The organism is Arsenicibacter rosenii, assembly GCF_001870735.1.
GTDB lineage: Bacteria > Bacteroidota > Bacteroidia > Cytophagales > Spirosomataceae > Arsenicibacter > Arsenicibacter rosenii.
Map to the genome: position 1 here is coordinate 13714 of NZ_MORL01000032.1, position 21439 is coordinate 35152.

Sequence of the window (21439 nt, forward strand, 5' to 3'; positions counted from 1 at the left end):
CCCAATCAACCCTGAACACCAAACCCGACGATGTTTTTGAGACGCAAAATATTGCGTCTCTACACGAAGGGTAGTGAATTGTTCCACAACCAGTCTACATTTTGGGGTGTAATGTCCGGATTACGGGTTGTTTTGGGTTTACAATCCTGAAAATACCCGCCGTTATTGCTCTCGCCAATGGCTTTCAGCGGGGCCGCGGCCAGCCAGATCGATGTTTCAGCCCCCTTTTCCGGCGTCCGCATAAAGGGCTGGGCGAGTGCCAGCGCTACTTTAAACAGACCGGTCGAGGTGTTAGCGAAGTTGGTTTTTACCACACCAGGGTGCACCGAATAGGCCGTTATGCCCGTTCCGGCCGTTTCTTTAGCCAGTCCTTTCGCAAACAGCAGGTTCGCCAGTTTGCCGTCGCAATAGGCCTGTAACGTAGAAATGCCTTCGATCCGGCGGAACAACCGTGCCTTACGCCCCATCTGATAGGCTGCCGACGACAGGCTGATTACCCGCACATCTTTTGTCTCAGCAGCAGTCCGTTTCAGCAGCGGCATCAAGTGATGGGTAAGTACGAAGTGGCCGACGTGATTGGCAAAAAACGATTTTTCAATGCCCTGGCCGGTTTTGCCACCTGTTACAAATTCAATTTTATCGGGTGTGTAGCCCGCATTGTTGATCAGCACATCCAGCCGGTCGTAATGATCGATCACGTATCCCGCCGCCTTCCGGACCGAATCCAGATCCGACAAATCGGCCTGTAGCAGTTCCGCATTGATCTGCGGATTGGCTTGTTTGACCTCCTGCAGGGCCCTGGCCCCCTTTTGTTCGTTCCGGCAAAGAAGAATCAGATTAAAGCCACGCTGTGCCAGGGCTTTGGCCGTTGCCAGCCCGATCCCAACATTGGCTCCTGTTATTAGTGCAGTTTTCATAGTGAATTCAGGAGAATATAAAACAGACAGAGACGCAACGGATTGCGTCTCTGTCTGTATAACCCAAAAGGTTAGTATGTTGTTATGCCTGGAAGGCCGGAGCAAACTCATTCTGCGCGAAATCGGCCAGTTTGACCTTACCAAGCTGCCCCGTGCGGTTGGCCCAGTAATCTTCCTGCATTTTACCGGTTCGCAGGGCTTCGCCCATAGCGGTATAGTTAGACGCCACTTCCTCGTTTAACCCCGCCTGTAGCATGCCGCCTTTCTGTTGCTCATCCGTAAAAACAACCCATGGCGTTTCGGGCTTACCAGCCGCAGCACCCAGCGCACCGGCGATCTCATCGGTAGTCACCTCATCGCTCACGATATAGCGGATCTGATGGCCTGTAAAGTCCAGATTCAGGAGTTCCTGCAAGGCAACGGCAGCAATATCATTGGTATGTACAAGCGCCAGTTTGAATGCCGGTCCGCCGAAATTACTGCCGGTGATTCCCATGTGTTTAATCATCGGAATCATGGCAAACAGATTATAGAAGAAATACGAAGGCCGCAGGATTTTAGCACTCAGTCCATCAACCGCTTTCAGTTTTTGTTCCAGATCATACAATCCGTCGACGGGCCCGCATCCGGCGCCGAGATGAGCCCCGATGCTGCTGAGCACAACCGCAAACCGGATATCGTTAGCCCGGATGGCACCAATGTAGTTATCAGCCACCTGATTCATGTGTCCACGCCAGTCTGTTACGTCGGATTTAGGCGGAATCATCAGGTAAACCGCATCAGCACCGGCAAAGGCCGCCTCAACGAAAGCCTGATCTGCCACATCGCCAATGGCAGCCGTGGCTCCGATGGACTCGATAGCGCCGGCATTGCCGGGCTTGCTGGTGATGACAGTTACTTCGTGGCCTGCTTTTACCAGGCCTTCAACAATAGGTTTTGAAATATGGCCCAGTGAGCCGGTAATTGTGTATTTCATAATCAGTAGTAGTACGTATTATCAGATTAAAACAGTAACTTCCATCCATTAAAAAATAAATCCTTGCCGGGCTCACCGCGCAGCTGACGCAGCACGTCATTCGTTTGGGTAGCAGGCTCGTCGATCCCCGTTTTTTTCTCCCGCACAATCGCCGTTATTCCCTCTTCTGCCAACTGCTGGCAAACTTCTTTTGTTATGGCACTTCCTTTTCCTGCCAGCAAGCCCACACATGGTTTGTTGTTTTTCATAACTCAAATTTGTTTGCACATACAACAATATTCTCAAAAAATTTTACTCGCTTTCCAGCGCACGTACTGCCCGAAACACCTGCTTAGCGAGGGCATGCGCCTGTTCTTCGCCAATAGCCGACATATACCGTTCGCCGGTACGTTCCCAGGCCGTCCGGATCGCTCCGGTCATATCCATTCCTTCTGCGGTCGGATACACAAATGTATTTTTCCCTTCTGCCTCGCGTTTCACCAGTCGCTTCTGTTCCAGTTTTTCGATCAGGCGCGTTATGGTCGATGGGGTCAGATAGAGTGAATTACTTAACTGCGTTGGTGTAATGCCGGGAGACTCAATCACTTCGATCAGCAGATAGGCATGTGAATACGACAAACCGAACCGTCCGAACTCCTCCTCCCCTATGGCCGTAATGGCACGGGCCAGCGCATTTGCCGAAAACATCAGGCAGGCACTAAATCGGGTTACTGGTTTTTCAACGTCGGCTTTCATCGTTATACATTTCTTCTGGCACAAAGGTACTGTTTTTATTTGTATGCACAAGCATGAGTCGATAAAATAATGACAGCAAAGGGAAATAGCCGTCTAACGGGCGGGCGTATCAACCTAAAAAAGGGGTACTGATTTACCTGGTAAGCCGCGTTTTTCTACCCTGTATATACTGACAGGATTACAGGATTTGATGATAGCCTGTGCATCCCGTAATCCTGCCAGTTGCCGGTCAGATATTGTCAGAACTTACGGGCGTAGCCCATGCGGATCACCTGCGTTTCGTAGTAGTCTGTACTGGTGTAATGGAAGCCGTTGCCCTGCACCTCACGACGGATTTTCAGCGTATTGAACAGGTCTGTAGCATTCACAAAAACCTCCCCTTTACCCTGCTGAATCGTCTTCTTTACCCCGGCATCGACCGAGAACCGGGCATACACTTTCCCTTGCGGCACCAGATCAGGAGCCTGATAAAGGACCGTAAACTGGGCTTCGAGCTTATTCGGGAGCTTAAACTGACCGTTTAGCTTTATGCTGCCCGAAAACAGTTGCTGACGCGGTGCGGTATAAGGACTCACCACCGGATACTTATTAATGATGCTGAACGCATCAATGGTGTTCTGATAGCCGTTCATGTTCAGACTAATGGTTCCCCATGCACTAACGGACTGCGACACCATCAGCTCGATACCTGAGCTGCGGCTCCGGCCCGCATTCTGGAACACATTGTAGATCAGCGTACTGCCTGGTACAATGGTACCGATCCGCGTAATTGTCGACTGCATTTCCTTGTGGTACAACGCCCCGTACAGATACCCGGCCGTCCAGTTGGTTTTATAGCCTAACTCCAGCGAGGTCGTAAACTGAGGCCGCAGGCCCGGATTGCCGACTTTGATGATTCCGGCATCGTCGTATTTCGGGAAAATCCGGATGTCGACCTCATTCGGCCGATCGACCCGCCGGTTGACAAAGAGCGAAAGGCGGTTGTTGCTGTTTAGTTTCCACGCAAGCCGCACATTCGGGAACGGCCGGGCATACTGGTAACCATCACTTTTGTAGGTATTGTGGTTTGGGTTTACCTCATACTTCAGATCAACGTATTCGAGCCGGATCCCCGCCTCTACTTCCAGCTTACGGGTTTCGATCAGGTAATTTCCGTAAACCGCCGGAATTACCTCTCCGTAGGTGGCCCGTCCGCCGGCATTGGTATCAAGCGGTGAGTATAGTCCCGGAAAAAACTGCATATTGGTCGGAATGGTACGACGGCGCAGTTTGGCACCGGTTTCGAGGCGGCCATAGCGCAGCGGCTGCACATAGTCGAGGGTCAGGTCGGTTACGTTCTCATCGGATAAGAGTTTAAACGAATCCCGGCCCTGAAACGTCGGGTAAATGTTGTCGAAGAAATAGTTCTCGTCTTCGCGGTGAAAGGTGTAGTTAACCCCCAGATTCAGCAACCGGCCCGGCTGCCGGTACTTGTGTTGCCAGGCCGCTGTTGCGGTGACAGTCGTTTTTATTTCGTCTTCCAGAAACTGCCACAGGCGCAGCCGCTCCGTCAGGGTTTTGTCAAAAAACGGCTCGTCGCCCCGGTCAATGATGCGTTCGCTGCTGAACAGCCCCGAAACGGTCACGGTGTTACGGTCGTCGATAAACCAGTCGAGCCCACCTTTGGCGGTGACGATGTTCGTATTCCGGTTGCGTTTCAGCTGTTGCCGCACCACCTGCCCGTCGTCATAATAACGGTCGGTAAACTCGTTTTTATTGAGGGTCTGCGTGTACAGGTTGTCGGCCTGTAAAAAAAGGTTCACTTTGTTTTTGCGGTAATTCAGCGATACCGACGGATTGATTTTGGGCGTAACCTGATACTGCGGCCGGATAGTGGGGTAGTTTTCCCGTTTTACCCACAACGCTCCCACACCGGCGGCCATGCCTGCTTTTCCGTTAAAGCCATCCTTACGCTCTTTTTTAAAAATGATATTGATAATGCCGGCATTGCCGTTAGCGTCGAATTTTGCGGAGGGGTTATTGATGATCTCAATTTTTTCGATGGCCGAGGCCGGAATATTGGCTAATCCCGACTGATTACCGAAGCCGGTAAGGGCCGTTTGCCGCCCGTCGACCAGCACCATCACGCGGTCGCTGCCCCGCAAAAGCACCTGCCCGTCGCCGCTGACGGTGATACCCGGCAGATTTTTCATGGCTTCGAGTGCCGATCCACCCGCCTGGCTCAGGTTATCGGCCAGGGTAAAGGTCTTTTTATCCATCGAAGCCGCTACAGCCTCTGCCTTTGCCGACACAACCACTTCGGACAGCTGACTGACCACTTCCGGCAGATCAATAATGCCCACATTCAGAAAATCACTGGCTTTACCCACCAGCACCGGCTGGTATTGTGTCTGGTAACCCACCAGCGAGATCCGGAGCCGGTATTCGCCGGGTTTGACCGGCCCGACCGAAAACAGGCCATCTTCCTTCGTGATTGTGCCCGTTACAAAGGTGCTGTCCCGGACATTCATGACCGTCACGCTGGCATAGGGTAACGCTGTTTTTGTTTTGCTTTCCTTTACCAGACCAGACAGAATTACGCTGGTCGACTGGGCCATGAGGTCAGCAGTTACCAACAACAGCGGGAAAAAGATAAATAAACGGCGCATAGCTTTTCACAGTACGTAATTCTCCAAAAATAATCCGCCTTTTTGAAGCAATTCTGAAGCAAGGCTACAGATTCCCTTCAGATTTTGCCGCCAAATTTGATAAATTGTTGTGCCATGAAAATTCTGCTCGTTGAAGATGAGCCGGCGCTGGTTGCGGCCATCAGCCGGTTTCTGGAAGAAGAACACTACGTCGTCACAACGGCAACGACCTACGCCAGTGCCTCAACTGCCATGCACGATTACGCCTATGACTGCATTGTGCTCGACATTGGCCTGCCCGACGGTAACGGACTTGATCTGATCCGTCAGCTGAACGCCGGTTCAGCCGATACCGGCACGGCAGGCCTGATCATTATTTCGGCAAAAGACTCTCTGGATGACAAGCTGCTGGGACTCGAACTGGGTTCAGACGACTACATTACGAAACCCTTTCATCTGCCCGAACTCAATGCCCGCATCAAGTCTGTGCTGCGCCGCCGTCTTTTTGGGGGTAATAACCTGATCACGTTCGGCGACATTACCGTCGATTCGTTGTCGCACCAGGTAAAAGTCCGGCACCAATCCATTGAGCTGACAGAAAAAGAATACCAGCTGCTGGTCTTTTTTATGGCAAACCCGAACCGGTTACTGACCAAGGCTGCCATTGCCGAATATGTCTGGGGCGACTACATGGACGGGGCCGACTCCCACGATTTTCTGTATACACACATCAAAAACCTGCGCCGGAAACTGATTGACGGCGGCTGTCCCGACTACCTCCGGACACGCTACGGAGCGGGTTATTTATTCAGCAAAACCGCATGACCCTGCTCCGGAAAACCCTGCTATACCTGTTGCTGGTGATGCTTCCCGTTGCCCTCGGCGGAGGCTGGCTCTTCGACACGCTGATCCGGCGCGGCATTTATTACGAAATTGACGAGCAGTTGAGCAGCGATCTGGCCTACATTCAGCAACAGCTGATCAGGCAGCAGGTCACCGTCGGTCAGGATCATCACCTGCTCGACAACCCGCATATCGAACCGGTTGCCGGCCCCGGACAGCTTACTCCCGTTTATTCGGATACGACGGAGTTTGACTGGCGCGAGCACAACCCCGTACCGGTCCGGCAGCTCAAAGCGATCCTTACCGTCGGCGATAAGCACTATCTGGTTGTGGTCAAGCAGGCCATGGGCGAATTTGATGAAATTGCACGGCTGCTGTCCATCAGTGTTGTCGGCGGATTTATGCTCTTACTGGGTCTGCTGGTTGTTCTGAACAGTTGGGTATCGAAGCGGCTATGGACGCCATTTTTCACCCTGATTGAGCAACTGCGTACCTTCCGGCTGGATGCGTCCGAACCCGTTCGGTTTTCGGGCAGCAGCATTGCCGAATTCGACCACCTGAGCGCAACACTCAATGACATGAGTCAGAACCTGCAGCAGCAATACCAGCTGCAGAAGGCTTTTACCGAACATGCTGCTCACGAATTACAAACACCGCTGGCCGTCATTACGACACAACTCGATCAGCTTCTGGGGACAGAACCGCTTACCGGAGAACAGGTTGCGCTGATGGAGTCGGCGCAACATTCGGTCAGGCGGCTGGTTCATCTCAACAAAAGCCTGCTCCTGCTGACAAAGGTCGAAAACCAGCAGTTTGCCGGCTTACAAACCGTAGACCTGAGCAGTCTGGCCGCGCAGCAGTGCCGGCAGTTTGCGCTCTATGCCGCACACCGGGGCCTCGACTGGCAGGTCTCCATTGCGGCAGGCGTTACCCGCCGGCTGAATCCCTATCTGGCCGATGTGATGTTCAGCAATCTGCTTAAAAATGCCATGCTGCACGCCACGGCCAACACGAACGTATATATCACCCTGACAGCCAGCTCATTTACGATCCGGAATACCGGCGAGCCCCTGCCGTTTCCGGAAGATCAGTTGTTTAGCCGGTTCGTTAAACATCCCGCCCGCCCCGACTCAACCGGCCTGGGCCTTGCCATTACCCGCGAAATAGCCCGCCGGTACGACATAGCGCTTAACTACAGGTATCATAATGACATTCAGGAGCATGTATTCATGTTGGATTTCCAGACAAGTCAGTAACCCCGGCGCCGCTTAATACCCTTTTTTTCGGTCACAACGTACACGATGATTCCCATCAACGATTACTTTTGTTTATTCCGTTCATTATCCTACGTTTTTGACTTTCCGAATGCAGCGTTTAACGTCAATCTGGTTTTGTTTTATCGTCCTGTTTGCCTGGCAACCGATTTTTGCACAGATACACCTCACCTATCCGACGGAGCGGATGGTGGTCCAGCGCAACAACAACAACCAGGCGACCGTTCAGGTGGCCGGCAGCTTTAACCAGCAACTGGATCAGATCACATTTGATGTTATAAACCGGATATCGGGGGCAACCAGCAGTAACGTGTTACTGCTCAACAATCCGGCAAACGGGCAGTTTACCAGCACCATGACCCTGGCCGGCGGCTGGTGGCAGATCATTGTTAAAGGCATCCGGAACAATACCGTTGTTGCCCGCGATACGCTGCAGCGCTTCGGGGTCGGGGAAGTGCTGGCCATCATGGGGCATTCTGATGCCCAGGGGTCTACCTGCATTGATAATACCAGCGGCAGTACAGACAATGCCTGCCCTACGCTTAGCGGTGCCTCTGATGACCGCGTGAGCTGCATCCGGCTGAACGACAACAACAACAGCGCCGATTTTTCGTCGGCCAGTCTCTCCAATTACGAAAATACTGCTGACCCGGCCTATCTGCCCGGACCCGGCAACTTTGCCCATCTTGATACCTATGTCGGTATGGCGCCATTTGCGCGGTTTGCGTGGTTCTGGGGCTACCTGGGCGATTTACTGGTGCAGCAACTGGGCGTACCGGTGCTATTCTTTAACGGAGGTTTCGGTGGCTCAAACATGGAGCATAATTATAAGGCAGCCTATGACATCCCGTTTACCCATGGTTTTGTGCGCTATGATCTGCGGATGCCCTATGCCAACATGCGCAGCATCATGAACTTGTATACCCCCACCACCGGCATCCGGGGGGTCCTGCTCCTGCACGGCGAAAATGACCGCGGAAACGATGTTACCTCACCAACTCTTCAGACGTATTACAAAGGGGTTATTGATAAAGTCCGTTCTGAATTTAACATGCCGTCACTGGCGTGGAGTGTCGCTGTTTCGGATTATGCAGCCGGTTTTTATCCTTATATCCGGGATGCGCAGCTGAGTGTTATTCAGACGGCCAATTACAATGTGTATCGCGGTCCCGATCTGGGTGCTATCAACAGCCAGCAAGACCGGCCGGATGGCATTCACTATTCACCGACCGGTCAGCAGAAAGTAGCACTGGCCTGGGCAAGCGCCTTGTTATCCGGTAACTTCTTTACCACCTCAACCCCTTATACGGCTCAGCAGCAACCGCTGACGTCAATCGCCTGCGCTACGGGCAATCAGTTAGTCCTTTACCAGTCCACTGCCTATGCCCGATATGTCTGGGATAACGGACCAAACACCCAGAGCATTATGGCCGGACCTGGTACGTACAGCCTGCGCGTTCAAAATAGTCAGAACAGGTATTTCTTCCCGCCCGCGGTGGTAGTACCAGCCAACGTTGCGGTCTCAACGCCGGCTATTACCCCGACAAGCGCTACCCTTTGTGCAACGCCAAGTGTAACGCTGACTTCGGGCAACAGCACCAATAATGCCTGGAGTACCGGTGCGGCAACCCAGAGCATTGTGGTCACAGCAGCAGGCACATACAGCCTGCAGGCGGTCAATCCCGTCTATGGCTGTCTGTCAGCACCGGCTACCGCAACGATTTCAGCGGGCAGCGCACCGGCCATTGCCATTTCGCCGGCCAATGCCACCCTGACCAGTGGTCAGAGCCTGATTCTGAATGCAGTCGGTTGTAACGGCGGCCAGCTACGCTGGTCGACTGGTTCTACAGTAGCCGCAATTGCCGTCAGTCCGACCAGTACCACGGGATATTCTGTCAGTTGCAGTGTTGGTACCTGTACGTCATCGGCATCTACCACCGTTTTCGTACCTGTCAGCAGTACGCTGCCTTATGCAGATCTATCGCTGAAAATGGCCGTCAGCAATCGTACTCCACAAATTGGCGACGCGGTTACCTTTACGCTGAGCGTCAAAAACTCGGGGCCCGGGAGCGCAACCACGGTCAGTTTTGAAAACCGGTTGCCCCCCAATCTGAGTTTTGTTTCGTCGTCGTCCTTAACGCATGCAAACGGCATTGTGAGCGGTACGATTACTAATCTGGCAGCAGGCAGTACGGCAACACGGACCTTTCTGGCGCAGCCACTGGCGCCCGGAACCTATCAGAATGCGGCTGAAATCATGACATCAACCAATCCCGATCTGAACAGCCAGCCAGGTACCGGTACCGCCGACGGCCAGGACGACGCCGCCTCGGTTGATTTCCGGACACGGGTAAACGACGGCGCAGGGGTGTATGTCTCACCAAACCCGAATCAGGTCCCCTTACCCGGTGTACAACCGAATCAGCCGGTAAACGGTACCGATGTTGCTGATCTCAGCCTTTGGATTGTTTCAGACAAGCGGATTACCCAGGTCGGCCAGACCGTTTCCCTGACCGTTACGGTGCTTAATGGCGGCGGCGCTACAGCCACCAATGTCAGTGTTGGGAGTGAATTTCCGGCTGGCCTGCAGTTTTTTTCTTCGCCTTCTATTCTGACTTACCAAAACGGACTGCTTTCCGCAAGTTTACCAGCCATTCCGGCCGGACAACGTGCGTCCTTTTCGTTAACCGTCTTTGTAACAGCTACCGGTCAACAGGTATATAAGGCCCAGGTAATGACCGCCAGCCCGGCCGACCCCGACAGCAAACCGGCCAATGGCTCGTTTAACGGTGAAGACGACACGGCCAGCCTGGACATTCGCGTTTACTAAACCGGCCCGTCAGGCGATGAACACCGTTGTCGCCCGTTTTATATCGTGGTAAAGCAACAACTGCCACTGCTGCGCAGCGGCTTCAACCGCCCATTGCTTGCGGAGGGTCATGCCCTGCTTCCCGTCAAAGTCATTTTTATACGCCAGATTACGTTTCAGATAACCGAGTTGCGGGACTTCATCGGCCCCGAAGAAAGCGGTCTGCCCGGCATCCTGCATCCAGACAACCTGATGAAACGGCGAATGGCCTTTCGTCACCAGAAAAGTAATCTGTTCGCTCAGCCTGCCTTCATCCGCCTCCAGCCAGACCACCTGCGGGTGCTTTTCCAGGGCGGCCAGCAACCGCTGATTATACGATGGATTACTCTCCTGCTGCCGTGCAAACGTCATTTCCCGTTTCTGAATATAGTACGCCGCATTCGGAAACGTCATCGTAAACCGGTCATGCTCATCAAAATATCCAACGCCGTTTGCATGATCCTTATGCAGGTGCGACAGAACAACTTTGGTCACCTGCTCCGGCCCGAAGCCCGCTTCCTGTAACAGCCTGACCAGTGTCATTTGCCCGGCATCGGTGGTTCCTAAGCCGGTATCCAGCAATACAATATCCTCCCGGACACAAACCAGAAACGGCTGAATAGCCACAGCGACACTTTTAGGCGGCCGGTCGGCCAGCTGATCTGTTTCAGAATTGAACGGCAGAAAGATCTTGGAAAAATCGACCGAAAAGGTGCCTTCGCGTAGGGGTATGATTGTCATAGTTCGTTGCTCTTCCTGCAAACATACACGCTTAGGACGGGCATCGACGCATCTTTCACACAAAAATGTATGTCCGGTTCTCAGTCACATTTACAGTAGTCGCAGGTTGCTGTAGCCACACCGGGTTTGAGCACATGCGTTTCCGCAATCTGATTGACTGTATAGGCAATTGTCAGTTGCTTCCCGTTATCGCTCAGTTTTCCGTCAACAACGGTGGCAATCGGGGCAAAACCGGCACCGGTAAAGGTGAAGTAGGTGCCGTTTACGGTAAAGGTTCCTCCTTTGCTCAGATTCAGCACAGGCAGGTTCAGGTAGGCACAACACAGGCCTGATAGTTTATAGCCGCCCTGTACCGGACTGAGCTGCACACAATCTTCGGACCATGTATCGGCCGGTAACGGGTCTTTGGTGTGGCAGCCAGTCAGTCCTGCCAGGGCAGTAATCAGCAGAACCGACAGCGGTTTCCGCAACAGAAAGGATCTCATATGGGTGTCGTTTATGCGTAGACTCCGGAACAGGTAACCAGGTTGGAATCAGCAGCAGGTCAAGCACCCGTTTTTTGTAAAACCAGCCAGCACGGCGCGGCAGCGGGCCTGCCTTTTGGTTATTTCGGGTCACTGTGCAGGGCCAGAGCCGGTGGCTGCTGATGGGTGACCGGCGACACCAGAACTTCGGGGGCCTGCTTTTCATCCTTACCGTAGCGGTCAGCCGGATCACTACCCTCATGCCTCGTGGTCAGGGAGCTGCCTTCGCCTGCGGAACCGTCGCTGTCAGGAAAAGTACCGCCGGTCTGCGCCGGACATATCGAATCCGTACGGCTGGTCATGACCCGTACCGGTGTTACCTGATCCGGCCGAACCACCCTGACCGGTGCGGTCAAACCAAAGAACAGCGCCAGTAATACCGCACTGACAAGATAGCCAGGGAGCCTTACCGGCCCACGCCGGATCAGTAGGAACGGGTTGTTGGCAACAGAAAACGGCAGAAACCCTTTCATCGGTCAGGAGCGCTTGGTTTATACCACAAAGCTCCTTGATCCCTTCCGGAAAGGCTTTCCCTATTTGACCAAAAACGTTCCTTATTTGGTCACGACTTTCCTTATTTGACCAAATTGCGCTGTCCGGGCATCGAAACAGGCCCATCAAGGCCGGCGCGATGCAAAATGGCGGTAAAGCGGGGATCGCCGTGAAGAAACGAGAAGAGCGGCGCTACTTTCAGGTAAAGCGGGATTTGTTCGGTCGTAAGCCCTTTTTCCAGATACGCCAGACAGTGGCCTTTATCCTTGAGACCGGCATAAAATTCGGCACGATAGGCATAGTTTTCAACAATGTCCGGCAAGGTATCCAGAATGGCCCGGGTTTCTTCCGGCTGTCCCATCCGCGCTTTGGTAATGGCTTTGCGGTAGAGAAATGCTTTTGTGGCCGGCGAGATAGCCAGCCCCTTATCCAGTTCCTGAAGAGACAGCTCATACTGCTCCCGGGCAAAATAATAGGCGGCCGTTGTCCAGTACCAGTTGGCGACCTGCTGGTGTAGCCGGTTGCCTTCCGCGATCAGTTTCCGGGCTTCCTCATACTGTCCGGCAGCCAGCAGATTCCCCACATGCCCCATCAGGATTACCGGCAGCAGCGGGTCGAGCGCATAGGCTTTGGTGCTGTAATCAATGGCCCCGTCGACCTGACCGATGGTTCGGAGCAGCAGGCTGAGTGAATAGTTAATCAGGGCGTCGTTGGGGCTGTATTGCAGGGCAATCTGAAACGTTGTTTTTGCCTGCTCCCATTTCCCCTGCGCCTGATACAGTTTGGCAAGAATGAGGTACGCCTGTGCGTTCTGTGCATCCAGCCGGATAGCGTCCAGGGCTTCTTTTTCGGCCAGCTGCTTATTCTGCCGGCTCTCATTAATCCCCTCGGCCAATAGCAGGAAATGGGCCATTGCCTTCCCGGCGTGGGCATCCGCATAGCCAGGATCAAGCGTCAGAGCACGGTCAAAATTCACCAGACTCCCCAAAATACCCTCCCGCGAACGGTTTCGCAGCAGATACTGCCCTTTCAGGTACTCGTTATAAGCCGTCATGTTCTGCGTTGGTGCCTTCTTCAGCTGCTGCCGCATCGCCTGACTCAATTGTTGGTTCAGTTCCCGGGCAATCTGCCCGGACACTTTCCCCATAAATCCGAAAAGATGCTGCTCGTCTCCTTCGTAAGTATTACTCCAGACGGTGCGGTTATCTGCGGCCAGAATCAGCTCGACCGACAGTTTTACCCGCTGGCCAACCTGTAAGACCTCCCCTTCGAGCAGATAGGCCACATCCAGCTCACCGGCAATCTCGGCCGGTGTTTTCGTTGTTTTTTCATACAGCATGGCCGACGCCTGCGAAATTACCTTCAGGTTTTCCAGCCGCGACAGCGAGCTGTGAATCTGCTGCATGATACCACTACTGAAGTAATAGGTATCCGCCGCTCCTGTATTCCGGAACGGCAGGACCGCTATCGAAGACGCGGCCGGTGTATTGTCGCCGAACGGATTTAACCGGCTGAACCATCCCGCCACCAGAAGCACCAGCAGCAATGCCAGGGCAACCAGTTGTACCTGCCTGCGGCGATACCACGCTACCTGCACCGCCGGTAGCGTTATGACATGTTCTTCCACGACCGGAACCGGCGGCTGTTCTTTTTCAGGCTGCTGGTCAACGACCGGAAATACATCAGTGTCAGGCGTTGGGGATTCATGCTGTACGGCGGGAAACCCATCCGCACCCACCTGCTTTGTGCGGAATTCACTCGGGCTTATTCCATAGGCTTCCGTAAAATACTTACTGAGCATCTGCGAGCGCTCAAACCCAACCTGAAACGCAACATCGGTAATCCGCAAATCAGTATGTTCCAGTAAATCACGGGCTTTTGCCAACCGGAGCTGGCGAATATACAGCGAAGGGGCCAAACCGGTTTGCTCTTTCAGCAGCCGGAACAGATTAGAACGGCTAATGCCCAAAGTACGACACAACTCGTCAATACCGAATGCCGGATTGCTCATCTGTTCGTCAATAACCTGATTTAACTGACTGAGTTGCGACTGCTCAGGGGTCACCATCACTTACCGATTCACTTGGTTTAGGACCCGAAAGATAATACATTCGATTCCCTCCTTACAATCAACAATACGTCATACTGACAAAAAAAACAGAGATCCTTTACCTGTAAAAGTCCATATAACTCTACCATTAATCTAAATGGTTAACTACACATGCCTGCTAATTTTACAAATACCGGCAAAGTAAAGCGCCACCTGTCAGTTTACCCGCCCTTTTTCGGCATCAGCGGCATTATCAGAATGGGAACGCTTACGGGCAAACTTCTCCTGTCCGAACCGCCATGTCAGGGCCAGCCCGATCCAGCGCGTATCCGATACATTGGTGTGGATCGCTTCGCTCTGAAACAGGCTGACCGTCCGGTCTACGGTTTTCCACGACCGGAACATATCCTCCAGCGTCAGCCGAAGACTTCCTTTGTCTTTCCAGAGTTTCTTCTGTACGCCCGCCGCCATCCGGAACCGGGCACGGGTAATGGTCTGCCCCGACACATCGTTGGACGAATAATAGCTCGTCCACTCGCCGCTCCAGCCATGGCCCAGCTGAAACTGCTGCATCACATTCAGCCGGGCGTGGTATACCGTTGTCCGGAGTTTTTCTGAATAGGCATCCCCGCGCAGAGCCAGCCGTGCGGTCATCACATTCAGGTTGAGCGTCCACCACGGCGCCGGAGCCAGCGACAGGTTGGTACTGAGCGACAGAATCCGGCCTTTGGCTACGTTCTCCGGACGGGTCACAAAAATACCGTCTACCACGCGGGTCAGCTGGAAAATAACGTCGTTGAAATCATTGTACTGCAAAGCCACGCCGATCAGGTGTTTGTGCTGCCATTTCAGTTCATACTGATTGTGGAACACCGGTTTCAACAACGGATTGCCGGACGTGTAGGTATACTGGTCACGGTAGGCCAGAAACGGGTTCAGCGACTGATAGCCCGGCCGGTTAATGCGGCGGGTAAAGCTGCCGGTTACGGTGTTTTTACCCGTACTGTCCAGCTTGTAGCTGGCAAACACCGATGGAAACAGGTTGGTATAACGGCGGGTAAATGAACTCGCTGTGGTCCCGGCGTTCTCCGACAGACGGCCGCTGATCTGCGTATTTTCCAGGCGCAGCCCCCCTTGTATGGCCAGCCGTTGCCAGCCTTTCCGTAACGATACATATCCCGCATGAATGGCTTCGTCATACAAAAAATGATTCGACCGGCCATAATCCGGGCGGTAATCAAGCCCCTTCAGCGCCTGATACTGCGCATCGTTGTCATTGGCCACCCAACTTGATTTGGCTCCTGCTTCCAACCGGCCTTTGTTTGGCAACGGGTGCGTGTAATCTACCTTAGCAGACGAAATCCGGATGTGCGTCGGCAGTTTATACAGGAACTGCTGCCGGCTGAGCATATTCCCCGCTGCACCCGCCACCTGATTCGTCAACAGCTGCTCACCATCCGTATCATACTGAATATGATTCAGATCGGCACTGATCTCACGCCCGCTTTTACCGATGGTATGCTGTGCGTTTACATTGATACTGGTATGGTTCCAGGCATAACGCCCGTCGGTTGTACCGGTCCCGACAGAATCAAGGCTGCCGGAACGGTCAAGGCTGCGGCTGGTATAGGTCAGCTGCTCCGTGCGCGGATTTTGCTGCCGGTTCCATACAAAACCAACGGTAGTCTTCGGTGTCAGTAAAACGTCGGCTCCGAACCGCCCCGTCAGCCCCTGCCCCGATGTCCGGTATCGGTTGCTCAGTTGTACGGCCGACGTTACGCCGCCCCGGGCATCCAGAAAGGTCCGGTCATAGGTATCGGTCGATTGGTTCCCGTCTTTGTTGTAGCCCAGACTTCCGAAAAGATTTACTTTTTTACGGTTATAGTTGAGACTAAGCACATTGTAGCTCCGGCTGGTTATTCCCTGATTGACACTCAGCGTAACGTTTCCCGTCAGACCGGCTAGTTTGCTGCGTTTCAGCCGGATATTGATAATCGCCGTGCCGGCAGCATCGTACCGCGACGGCGGATTGGTCATCAGTTCGAGCTTGTCAATCGCTCCGCCCGGCAGCGATTTCAGGTATATGGCCAGGTCCTGCCCCGACATGTACGTAGGTCTGCCGTCAATCAGCACCAGTACACCGGTTTTCCCGTTCAGGCTGATCTCGCCGTTGACATCGACGCTGACGCCCGGCGTTTTCTGTAGTACATCCAGCGAATTACCGGCAGCGGCCCCGATCATGGCCTCCACGTTGACAATCGTCCGGTCCAGTTCCTGCTCCAGCAGGGGCTTTTTCGCCTTTACCGTAACCTCATGAAGGATTTTCTGCGAAGCTGTCATGATAAATACCGGCAGGATCTGCCCGGACTGAGCCCCGTCGAATACAACCTCACCGCTCCGGAAATCCTGATTGCCGACACTAGTGATGTGAATACAGTAGCGGCCGACGGACAAGCCTGTAAACGTAAATTTGCCGCTGGCGCCGGTAATATCGCCTTTTACAAGCGTTGAGTCTGCCGCCCGAAGCAGCCGGACTGCCGCACCCGGTAACGGTTCATGCCGGCTGTCGCAGACGGTGCCGGTCAGACTTTGCGCCTGCGTCAGGCAGGTAATCAATATGAAGAGGAACGTGGTCAGTGTAAATTGCATGGTCTGCTGTTGTCGTTGTTTTCTGCAAAGGTGACCGGTACCTTTGCCCATACCAACAAATGCTGACAGACCCCGGTCGCTGGCGGTCAGACGCCCTATTCCGGCTGACGAAGCCGTTCGTCCGCGTTTTTCAGTGTTTCGTCACCTGTTTGCCCGTGTCTGGCCGACAGGTTTACCGATGTCCTGTTTGTCCGTCAGTTTTGCAGAAACCAGCTCAAAAAATCCGTGAACAAAGACCATAGTTTTCACCGGTTAGCCGCCCGCCTGGGGATGTCTCCCCATGTGCTGTTGGGTATGATCCTGCTGCTGCCGCTGTACATCATTTTCCGGCGGTACACACGGACAATCACCACGATGGACGATGAAGAAGCCGCCATCACCGCCACCCTGTTGTCGCTGAGCGGCGTCTTCAGCGGTCGTTATCTGGCGATGGCATGGTCCGGAAAACGGATCCCGGAGTGGCTGATTGCCGTGTTAATTCTGGTTCTGGTTGGCACAGCCCCCCTCTGCGCCAACTTTGCCGCTACGCTGCAACGCCGCCTTACCTTTATGCATATGCTTTTTCTGACAGTACCGGCCGTTCTCTTCTGCGTGGCCGCCGGTATGCTGATCAAACTGATCCGTGACCGCGTGCGGTATCAGTTGCAGGAAGCCAGGGCGCAGGCCGAGCACAGCCGGAGTGAACTGCACCTGCTGCAATCCCAGCTCAGCCCGCATTTTCTGTTCAATACGCTGAATAACCTCTACGGCATTTCCATCACACAGCCCGACAAAACGCCGCCCCTGCTGCTGAAGCTATCAGACCTGTTACGGTATACCGTATACGACGCCAAAGAGCTGTTTGTGCCGCTGGCCGACGAAGTGGCGTACATCAACAATTACATTGATTTCGAATCACTTCGGATTGGCAACAAACTTAACCTGACTACCGCTATTGAACCGGTTTCGGACCAAAGCCTGCGGATTGCCCCCATGTTGCTGATCGTTTTTATCGAAAATGCCTTTAAACACGCCCGCAACACAACCGGCCCGCATATCTCGATTGATATTACGATGAAACGCTGGGGGAACTCGGTTTTGTTGCTGGTCAAGAACACCTATTCGCCGCAGGAAGAGACCGGCAATGACCTCAACCGGCGGAGCGGACTGGGCCTGGCCAATGTCCGGAAGCGGCTGCAACTGCTTTATCCCAATGCCCACGACCTGTCAATTCAGGATGAGGGCGGGTTTTATACGGTTCAATTACAAGTGCGTATCAAATGAAATCAATCACCTGTCTGATCGTCGACGATGAGCCGATTGCCCGCGACATCATCGCGGCATACTGCAAACACCTCCCGCAGCTGACCGTCGTGGCCTCCTGTGACAATGCACTGGAAGCCAAGGCAGTCTTGCAGCAGCAGCCCATTGATGTCCTGTTTCTGGACATCAACATGCCCGTGCTGAGCGGCATTTCATTTCTGAAAACGCTGCGTAACCCGCCCCAGGTGATTTTCACGACCGCCTACAAGGAATACGCCGTTGATGCCTTTGATCTGGCCGCCTGCGATTACCTGCTCAAACCGTTTTCGCTGGAGCGGTTCATCGTAGCCGTCGACAAAGCCATTGACCGCCTGCAGCCCGTTCAAGCCGTGCTGCAAACAGCGCCGGAACCGGTTGCCGAGCCGTATGTGTTTGTCAAAGCCGACGGCAAAATCTACAAAATCGCCCACGACGAGTTGCTGTTTGCCGAAGCCAGCGGCAACTACACCCGGATAAACACCACGGCCGGCCTGCTCATGCCGGGCATGACGTTTACGAGCTTCACCGGCCTGTTACCGGTCAGCCAGTTTCTGCGGGTTCACCGGTCGTTTGTGGTGAACAAATCGAAAATCAGCCATATCGAAGGCAACCGCATTTTTGTCGGCCCCCACGAAATACCTATCGGCAGCAATTACCGCGAAGCGTTTCTGCGGGAGCTGGGGGTTTGATATACTGGCCGATCTCCGCTGGACGTAGTGTAAACTACGTCCAGACGTAAGCCTGTATGTGGGGTAGTTTTTAATCAGAAGACCCTGCGGCGGCAGACAGTTCGCGTCTATGGATTGTTTACGGCAGGCTAGCTTTCAGACTGCAAGGCGTGTTTTATTTATATCGCTCACAATAGGCGAGTTAGAACGGGGGCGACATACTCTTTATTGAAAATAATTTGGTAGTGGCCTAATCTTGTTGTTAGATGTATCTTTGTCAGAAGACTCGGTTACAGGCGAAGTAGTTGCTTTTGTCTTTGGCCGTCGTAGTCATCGCACCTTTGAGCAGTTGCTACAGGTACTAGCCGGGGCTCAGATTAGGGTGGAGCGGTGGTTTACTGATTCGTGGTGGGCCTATTTTGACTGCCTGGATCAATCGATACGAACCGGGGGCTAAGCGGCCATGCAGCATCTTGAGGGGAAGCATCTAACGTTGCGTACCCGACTTAAACGGTTGTGTCGGCGAACGATCTGTTTCTCGAAATCGGTGTTAGTTCATGATGCGGTTATTGGCCTTTTCATCAACCAGTTTTTCTTTGCCTATCAACAAGATTAAGACACTGCAAAATATGACACAAAATAGCAAATCAAGTAATGAATCATTTTGGAATGTAAAAAACTTTTTTGGTTTATTATTCTTGTTTGGTATCCCCGCTTATTGGATTTATCTCATCTATATCAATAACTCCAGATCTAAAACTTTGGATGGTAAAACAAATAAGGTGAAAGCCGTTATAATTAATGAAAAGAACTTTTATGGCAATAGCCCTGTCACTCAGACATTTTCTTATTCTTATCAGTTTAAGATTGGTTTAGTTGACTATAAAGGAGACAGTCAAGACCCTGACCTATCTATTGGAGACAGTATATTGATAAAATATTCTATTGAAAATCCTGATTTCAATGAGCCTGTCAAATGACACCAGGCCTTTCAGATGCAACCAGTTAATATAAATCTATTCTCTTAGCGGTAAATGGCGGACATAATTTATACCAGAACCAATACTGGTATAACCGAAAATCAACATACAAGTACACTATTTTGGCACACCGTTCGGTGTGTTTTTTAGTGAATTAGGCATCCAAATGCCCCCAGAACTTAGCGGCAAAGTCAGTGGCAGTGCCTAAATGGGCCGTAAAAAGCGACGATTTAATGTAGCCACCCCGATCGGCTACTGGACTCTGTTTGAGGTCGGTAGCTTTAACGATACGCGATAGTTTGTTTTCTTTGTACCCATCATCGGTCAATAACATGGCCCCATCAGCTTGTAGATAGACAATTCCAGTGGGCGCTTGACTGGTAGCTACAGGTTGATCTAAATCCGCTTCGATGGCGGCTCCATAGTGATTGGTAAGTCGGTAGATCTGACTTGATGCAATGACAAGCCCTAACAGGATTTGAGCCACCTCGGCGGCCTGATCATAAACCTCTAACTGGCCAGGGAAGACAAGCTTTTCCTGTAAGTATGGACTAATACCAAATCCGTTCGGGTGTTGGCTAAACAATTCACTATTAGCGATTTGTATCTGGCCGTACCGGGTTGCCATCTTTTTTTTTACGTCGGTCATTCGGCACATCGCTTAGACTTTTTTCCAGTACTTGTCAGCCTAGTTCCTGCCAAATTTCATCAAACGACTTTTCGTAGTCGTAGAAGGTTGGCTTGCTTTTAAGTGCTTGCAAGGCTTGATATTTTTGGCGGGCCAAGGTCATGTATTCATCTTCAGTCATGCTCTAAGTTAATGACATTAGGCGACAATTTGAAATGCACCCCTACCTAACCAACATTTTTACAGATATTATGAACTGTGGTTGTCCCCTTACCCTGCCTTACAATACCCGCAATGGACCGAGGTCAAACGAAGCCTAACCCGGGCATTATTCTTAGATAAATGTCCTTGAATCGTTATTTTTATTATTTTAAAAAAACATCTTTTATTTTAATGCGAAACAGGCAGTTTTTAAATTCCAGATACAATGGCATATCATTATCTATACGGGCAAAAAGAGCCGAATCCTCTTTAAAGGTGAAGGCGATCTGTCCGTCGACAAAACCCGTATTCTTATCAATTTTATTAATGCGTACCCAATTGGATTTTGAGCCCGTATCAAGGTATCGTTTATTAACCCCGCCCGAATTACCAATATATTCAAACCGGCCAGGATAGCTACTTTCAGTAAGCTTCATTAGTTTCCCTAAACGATACTTTCCTTTTTTCAGAGGAATATTTTGTATTAACAAAGACTGAGTAACAATACAATCTGAATCAACACATCCATTATGGGTGGGTTTATTTGGCCCGGCACTCAAACCTTTATAAGGAATATCTGTCTGGATATACAAATCAATTAGCTTTGAATCTTCTATACGTTCACCAGGGCTAATTATCCGGTTGATCTTTCCAGTTCCATACCAAATCGAATCGTTCAGCGTAGCGATTGAATTATACTTACTGTCATTTGGCAAATATTGTCGCCTTACACAACTACTAAAACAAATAAGTACAAAAACAACATTCAATAAGAGCTTCATTTGTGTGTCTGCTAATTTCATTGGTAGTAAAACTAGACAAAAAACTTCATACTGAATAAAACTTTTCCGTTGACCGTAATGAAAACTACGCTCAATGAAGTCAGAGAAACATCCACCTCCTGACACCTGACCAACTTCCACACTTTATACCGCAAAACCGTCGATTTGTACTGCCATCCGGCAGTCAATCACGCGTAAGTTTGTCCCGTTAAGCAGCGTCAGG

Annotated in this window: 17 protein-coding genes and 2 pseudogenes; 7 read left to right on the forward strand and 12 right to left on the reverse strand. The window is 52.0% G+C overall.

Translation table 11 applies throughout. From position 1 onward, the window contains the following. Positions 1 to 59 precede the first annotated feature (59 nt). The 5 genes from BLX24_RS27525 to BLX24_RS27545 all read right to left on the reverse strand — a co-directional run bounded on the left by BLX24_RS27525 (position 60) and on the right by BLX24_RS27545 (position 5276). Positions 60 to 917, reverse strand: a complete 858-nt coding sequence (locus BLX24_RS27525; RefSeq protein ID WP_071506453.1) for an SDR family NAD(P)-dependent oxidoreductase — start codon at positions 915 to 917, stop codon at positions 60 to 62. Between the two features lie 82 nt (positions 918 to 999). Continuing rightward, positions 1000 to 1893, reverse strand: coding sequence for an NAD(P)H-binding protein (locus BLX24_RS27530; RefSeq protein WP_071506454.1), 894 nt, complete (start codon positions 1891 to 1893; stop codon positions 1000 to 1002). Positions 1894 to 1919: 26 nt separating this feature from the next. Beyond that, on the reverse strand, positions 1920 to 2141 hold the full coding sequence (locus tag BLX24_RS27535) for a hypothetical protein (RefSeq protein ID WP_071506455.1): 222 nt from the start codon (positions 2139 to 2141) through the stop codon (positions 1920 to 1922). Positions 2142 to 2184: 43 nt separating this feature from the next. Continuing rightward, on the reverse strand, positions 2185 to 2628 hold the full coding sequence (locus tag BLX24_RS27540; protein ID WP_071506456.1) for a MarR family winged helix-turn-helix transcriptional regulator: 444 nt from the start codon (positions 2626 to 2628) through the stop codon (positions 2185 to 2187). 239 nt (positions 2629 to 2867) lie between these two features. After that, on the reverse strand, positions 2868 to 5276 hold the full coding sequence (locus tag BLX24_RS27545) for a TonB-dependent receptor (protein WP_071506457.1): 2409 nt from the start codon (positions 5274 to 5276) through the stop codon (positions 2868 to 2870). A gap of 114 nt (positions 5277 to 5390) precedes the next feature. On the opposite strand from BLX24_RS27545, the gene BLX24_RS27550 reads away from it, so the two are divergent. The 3 genes from BLX24_RS27550 to BLX24_RS27560 all read left to right on the forward strand — a co-directional run bounded on the left by BLX24_RS27550 (position 5391) and on the right by BLX24_RS27560 (position 10202). Further along, positions 5391 to 6080: a response regulator transcription factor gene (locus tag BLX24_RS27550; RefSeq protein WP_071506458.1), complete on the forward strand. Its 690-nt coding sequence runs from the start codon at positions 5391 to 5393 to the stop codon at positions 6078 to 6080. Next, entirely contained in the window at positions 6077 to 7354 is a 1278-nt protein-coding gene (locus tag BLX24_RS27555) for a sensor histidine kinase (protein WP_071506459.1), read from the forward strand. Before BLX24_RS27550 ends, BLX24_RS27555 begins: the two co-directional genes overlap by 4 nt. Before the next feature lie 109 nt (positions 7355 to 7463). Continuing rightward, positions 7464 to 10202: a DUF11 domain-containing protein gene (locus tag BLX24_RS27560; RefSeq protein WP_071506460.1), complete on the forward strand. Its 2739-nt coding sequence runs from the start codon at positions 7464 to 7466 to the stop codon at positions 10200 to 10202. A 9-nt stretch (positions 10203 to 10211) separates the two neighbouring features. On the opposite strand, the gene BLX24_RS27565 is transcribed toward BLX24_RS27560, so the two are convergent. The 5 genes from BLX24_RS27565 to BLX24_RS27585 all read right to left on the reverse strand — a co-directional run bounded on the left by BLX24_RS27565 (position 10212) and on the right by BLX24_RS27585 (position 16676). Further along, positions 10212 to 10961 carry an MBL fold metallo-hydrolase gene (locus BLX24_RS27565; protein ID WP_071506461.1) on the reverse strand — a complete coding sequence of 250 codons (750 nt, stop codon included), beginning with the start codon at positions 10959 to 10961 and terminating at the stop codon, positions 10212 to 10214. An 80-nt stretch (positions 10962 to 11041) separates the two neighbouring features. Further along, the gene (locus tag BLX24_RS27570) at positions 11042 to 11446 is read right to left on the reverse strand and encodes a hypothetical protein (protein WP_071506462.1); all 405 of its coding nucleotides are present in this window, start codon (positions 11444 to 11446) and stop codon (positions 11042 to 11044) included. 119 nt (positions 11447 to 11565) lie between these two features. Next, on the reverse strand, positions 11566 to 11958 hold the full coding sequence (locus tag BLX24_RS27575) for a hypothetical protein (RefSeq protein WP_071506463.1): 393 nt from the start codon (positions 11956 to 11958) through the stop codon (positions 11566 to 11568). A 101-nt stretch (positions 11959 to 12059) separates the two neighbouring features. Next, entirely contained in the window at positions 12060 to 14045 is a 1986-nt protein-coding gene (locus BLX24_RS27580; RefSeq protein ID WP_071506464.1) for a helix-turn-helix domain-containing protein, read from the reverse strand. Positions 14046 to 14243: 198 nt separating this feature from the next. Beyond that, entirely contained in the window at positions 14244 to 16676 is a 2433-nt protein-coding gene (locus BLX24_RS27585; RefSeq protein ID WP_071506465.1) for an outer membrane beta-barrel protein, read from the reverse strand. A 225-nt stretch (positions 16677 to 16901) separates the two neighbouring features. On the opposite strand from BLX24_RS27585, the gene BLX24_RS27590 reads away from it, so the two are divergent. The 4 genes and pseudogenes from BLX24_RS27590 (at position 16902) to BLX24_RS27600 (ending at position 19605) form a co-directional block, all read left to right on the forward strand. Continuing rightward, positions 16902 to 17939: a sensor histidine kinase gene (locus BLX24_RS27590; RefSeq protein ID WP_143092835.1), complete on the forward strand. Its 1038-nt coding sequence runs from the start codon at positions 16902 to 16904 to the stop codon at positions 17937 to 17939. Next, positions 17936 to 18646 carry a LytR/AlgR family response regulator transcription factor gene (locus tag BLX24_RS27595; protein WP_071506467.1) on the forward strand — a complete coding sequence of 237 codons (711 nt, stop codon included), beginning with the start codon at positions 17936 to 17938 and terminating at the stop codon, positions 18644 to 18646. The genes BLX24_RS27590 and BLX24_RS27595 overlap by 4 nt, the downstream gene beginning before the upstream one ends. 253 nt (positions 18647 to 18899) lie before the next feature. Then, a pseudogene (locus BLX24_RS33690) lies at positions 18900 to 19241 on the forward strand (IS1 family transposase). Further along, the gene (locus BLX24_RS27600) at positions 19183 to 19605 is read left to right on the forward strand and encodes a hypothetical protein (protein WP_177225934.1); all 423 of its coding nucleotides are present in this window, start codon (positions 19183 to 19185) and stop codon (positions 19603 to 19605) included. The pseudogene BLX24_RS33690 and the gene BLX24_RS27600 overlap by 59 nt, the downstream one beginning before the upstream one ends. A 178-nt stretch (positions 19606 to 19783) precedes the next feature. Here BLX24_RS27600 and BLX24_RS27605 read toward each other — a convergent pair. Together BLX24_RS27605 and BLX24_RS32325 are read right to left on the reverse strand one after the other, a co-directional pair. Beyond that, positions 19784 to 20414 (reverse strand): annotated as a pseudogene (locus tag BLX24_RS27605) (ISLre2-like element ISRsl1 family transposase); the annotation flags it as partial. Positions 20415 to 20598: 184 nt separating this feature from the next. Next, positions 20599 to 21237, reverse strand: coding sequence for a hypothetical protein (locus tag BLX24_RS32325; RefSeq protein WP_143092836.1), 639 nt, complete (start codon positions 21235 to 21237; stop codon positions 20599 to 20601). Positions 21238 to 21439 lie beyond the last annotated feature (202 nt).

Excerpts from the sequence above, each read along its gene's own strand:
- BLX24_RS27600 (WP_177225934.1), top strand. The coding sequence starts at position 19,183 with ATGATGCGGTTATTGGCCTTTTCATCAACCAGTTTTTCTTTGCCTATC.
- BLX24_RS27560 (WP_071506460.1), top strand. The coding sequence starts at position 7,464 with ATGCAGCGTTTAACGTCAATCTGGTTTTGTTTTATCGTCCTGTTTGCC.
- BLX24_RS27550 (WP_071506458.1), top strand. The coding sequence starts at position 5,391 with ATGAAAATTCTGCTCGTTGAAGATGAGCCGGCGCTGGTTGCGGCCATC.
- BLX24_RS27595 (WP_071506467.1), top strand. The coding sequence starts at position 17,936 with ATGAAATCAATCACCTGTCTGATCGTCGACGATGAGCCGATTGCCCGC.
- BLX24_RS27570 (WP_071506462.1), bottom strand. The coding sequence starts at position 11,446 with ATGAGATCCTTTCTGTTGCGGAAACCGCTGTCGGTTCTGCTGATTACT.
- BLX24_RS27555 (WP_071506459.1), top strand. The coding sequence starts at position 6,077 with ATGACCCTGCTCCGGAAAACCCTGCTATACCTGTTGCTGGTGATGCTT.
- BLX24_RS27535 (WP_071506455.1), bottom strand. The coding sequence starts at position 2,141 with ATGAAAAACAACAAACCATGTGTGGGCTTGCTGGCAGGAAAAGGAAGT.
- BLX24_RS27540 (WP_071506456.1), bottom strand. The coding sequence starts at position 2,628 with ATGAAAGCCGACGTTGAAAAACCAGTAACCCGATTTAGTGCCTGCCTG.
- BLX24_RS27530 (WP_071506454.1), bottom strand. The coding sequence starts at position 1,893 with ATGAAATACACAATTACCGGCTCACTGGGCCATATTTCAAAACCTATT.
- BLX24_RS27545 (WP_071506457.1), bottom strand. The coding sequence starts at position 5,276 with ATGCGCCGTTTATTTATCTTTTTCCCGCTGTTGTTGGTAACTGCTGAC.
- BLX24_RS27585 (WP_071506465.1), bottom strand. The coding sequence starts at position 16,676 with ATGCAATTTACACTGACCACGTTCCTCTTCATATTGATTACCTGCCTG.
- BLX24_RS27525 (WP_071506453.1), bottom strand. The coding sequence starts at position 917 with ATGAAAACTGCACTAATAACAGGAGCCAATGTTGGGATCGGGCTGGCA.
- BLX24_RS27565 (WP_071506461.1), bottom strand. The coding sequence starts at position 10,961 with ATGACAATCATACCCCTACGCGAAGGCACCTTTTCGGTCGATTTTTCC.
- BLX24_RS27580 (WP_071506464.1), bottom strand. The coding sequence starts at position 14,045 with ATGGTGACCCCTGAGCAGTCGCAACTCAGTCAGTTAAATCAGGTTATT.
- BLX24_RS27575 (WP_071506463.1), bottom strand. The coding sequence starts at position 11,958 with ATGAAAGGGTTTCTGCCGTTTTCTGTTGCCAACAACCCGTTCCTACTG.
- BLX24_RS32325 (WP_143092836.1), bottom strand. The coding sequence starts at position 21,237 with ATGAAATTAGCAGACACACAAATGAAGCTCTTATTGAATGTTGTTTTT.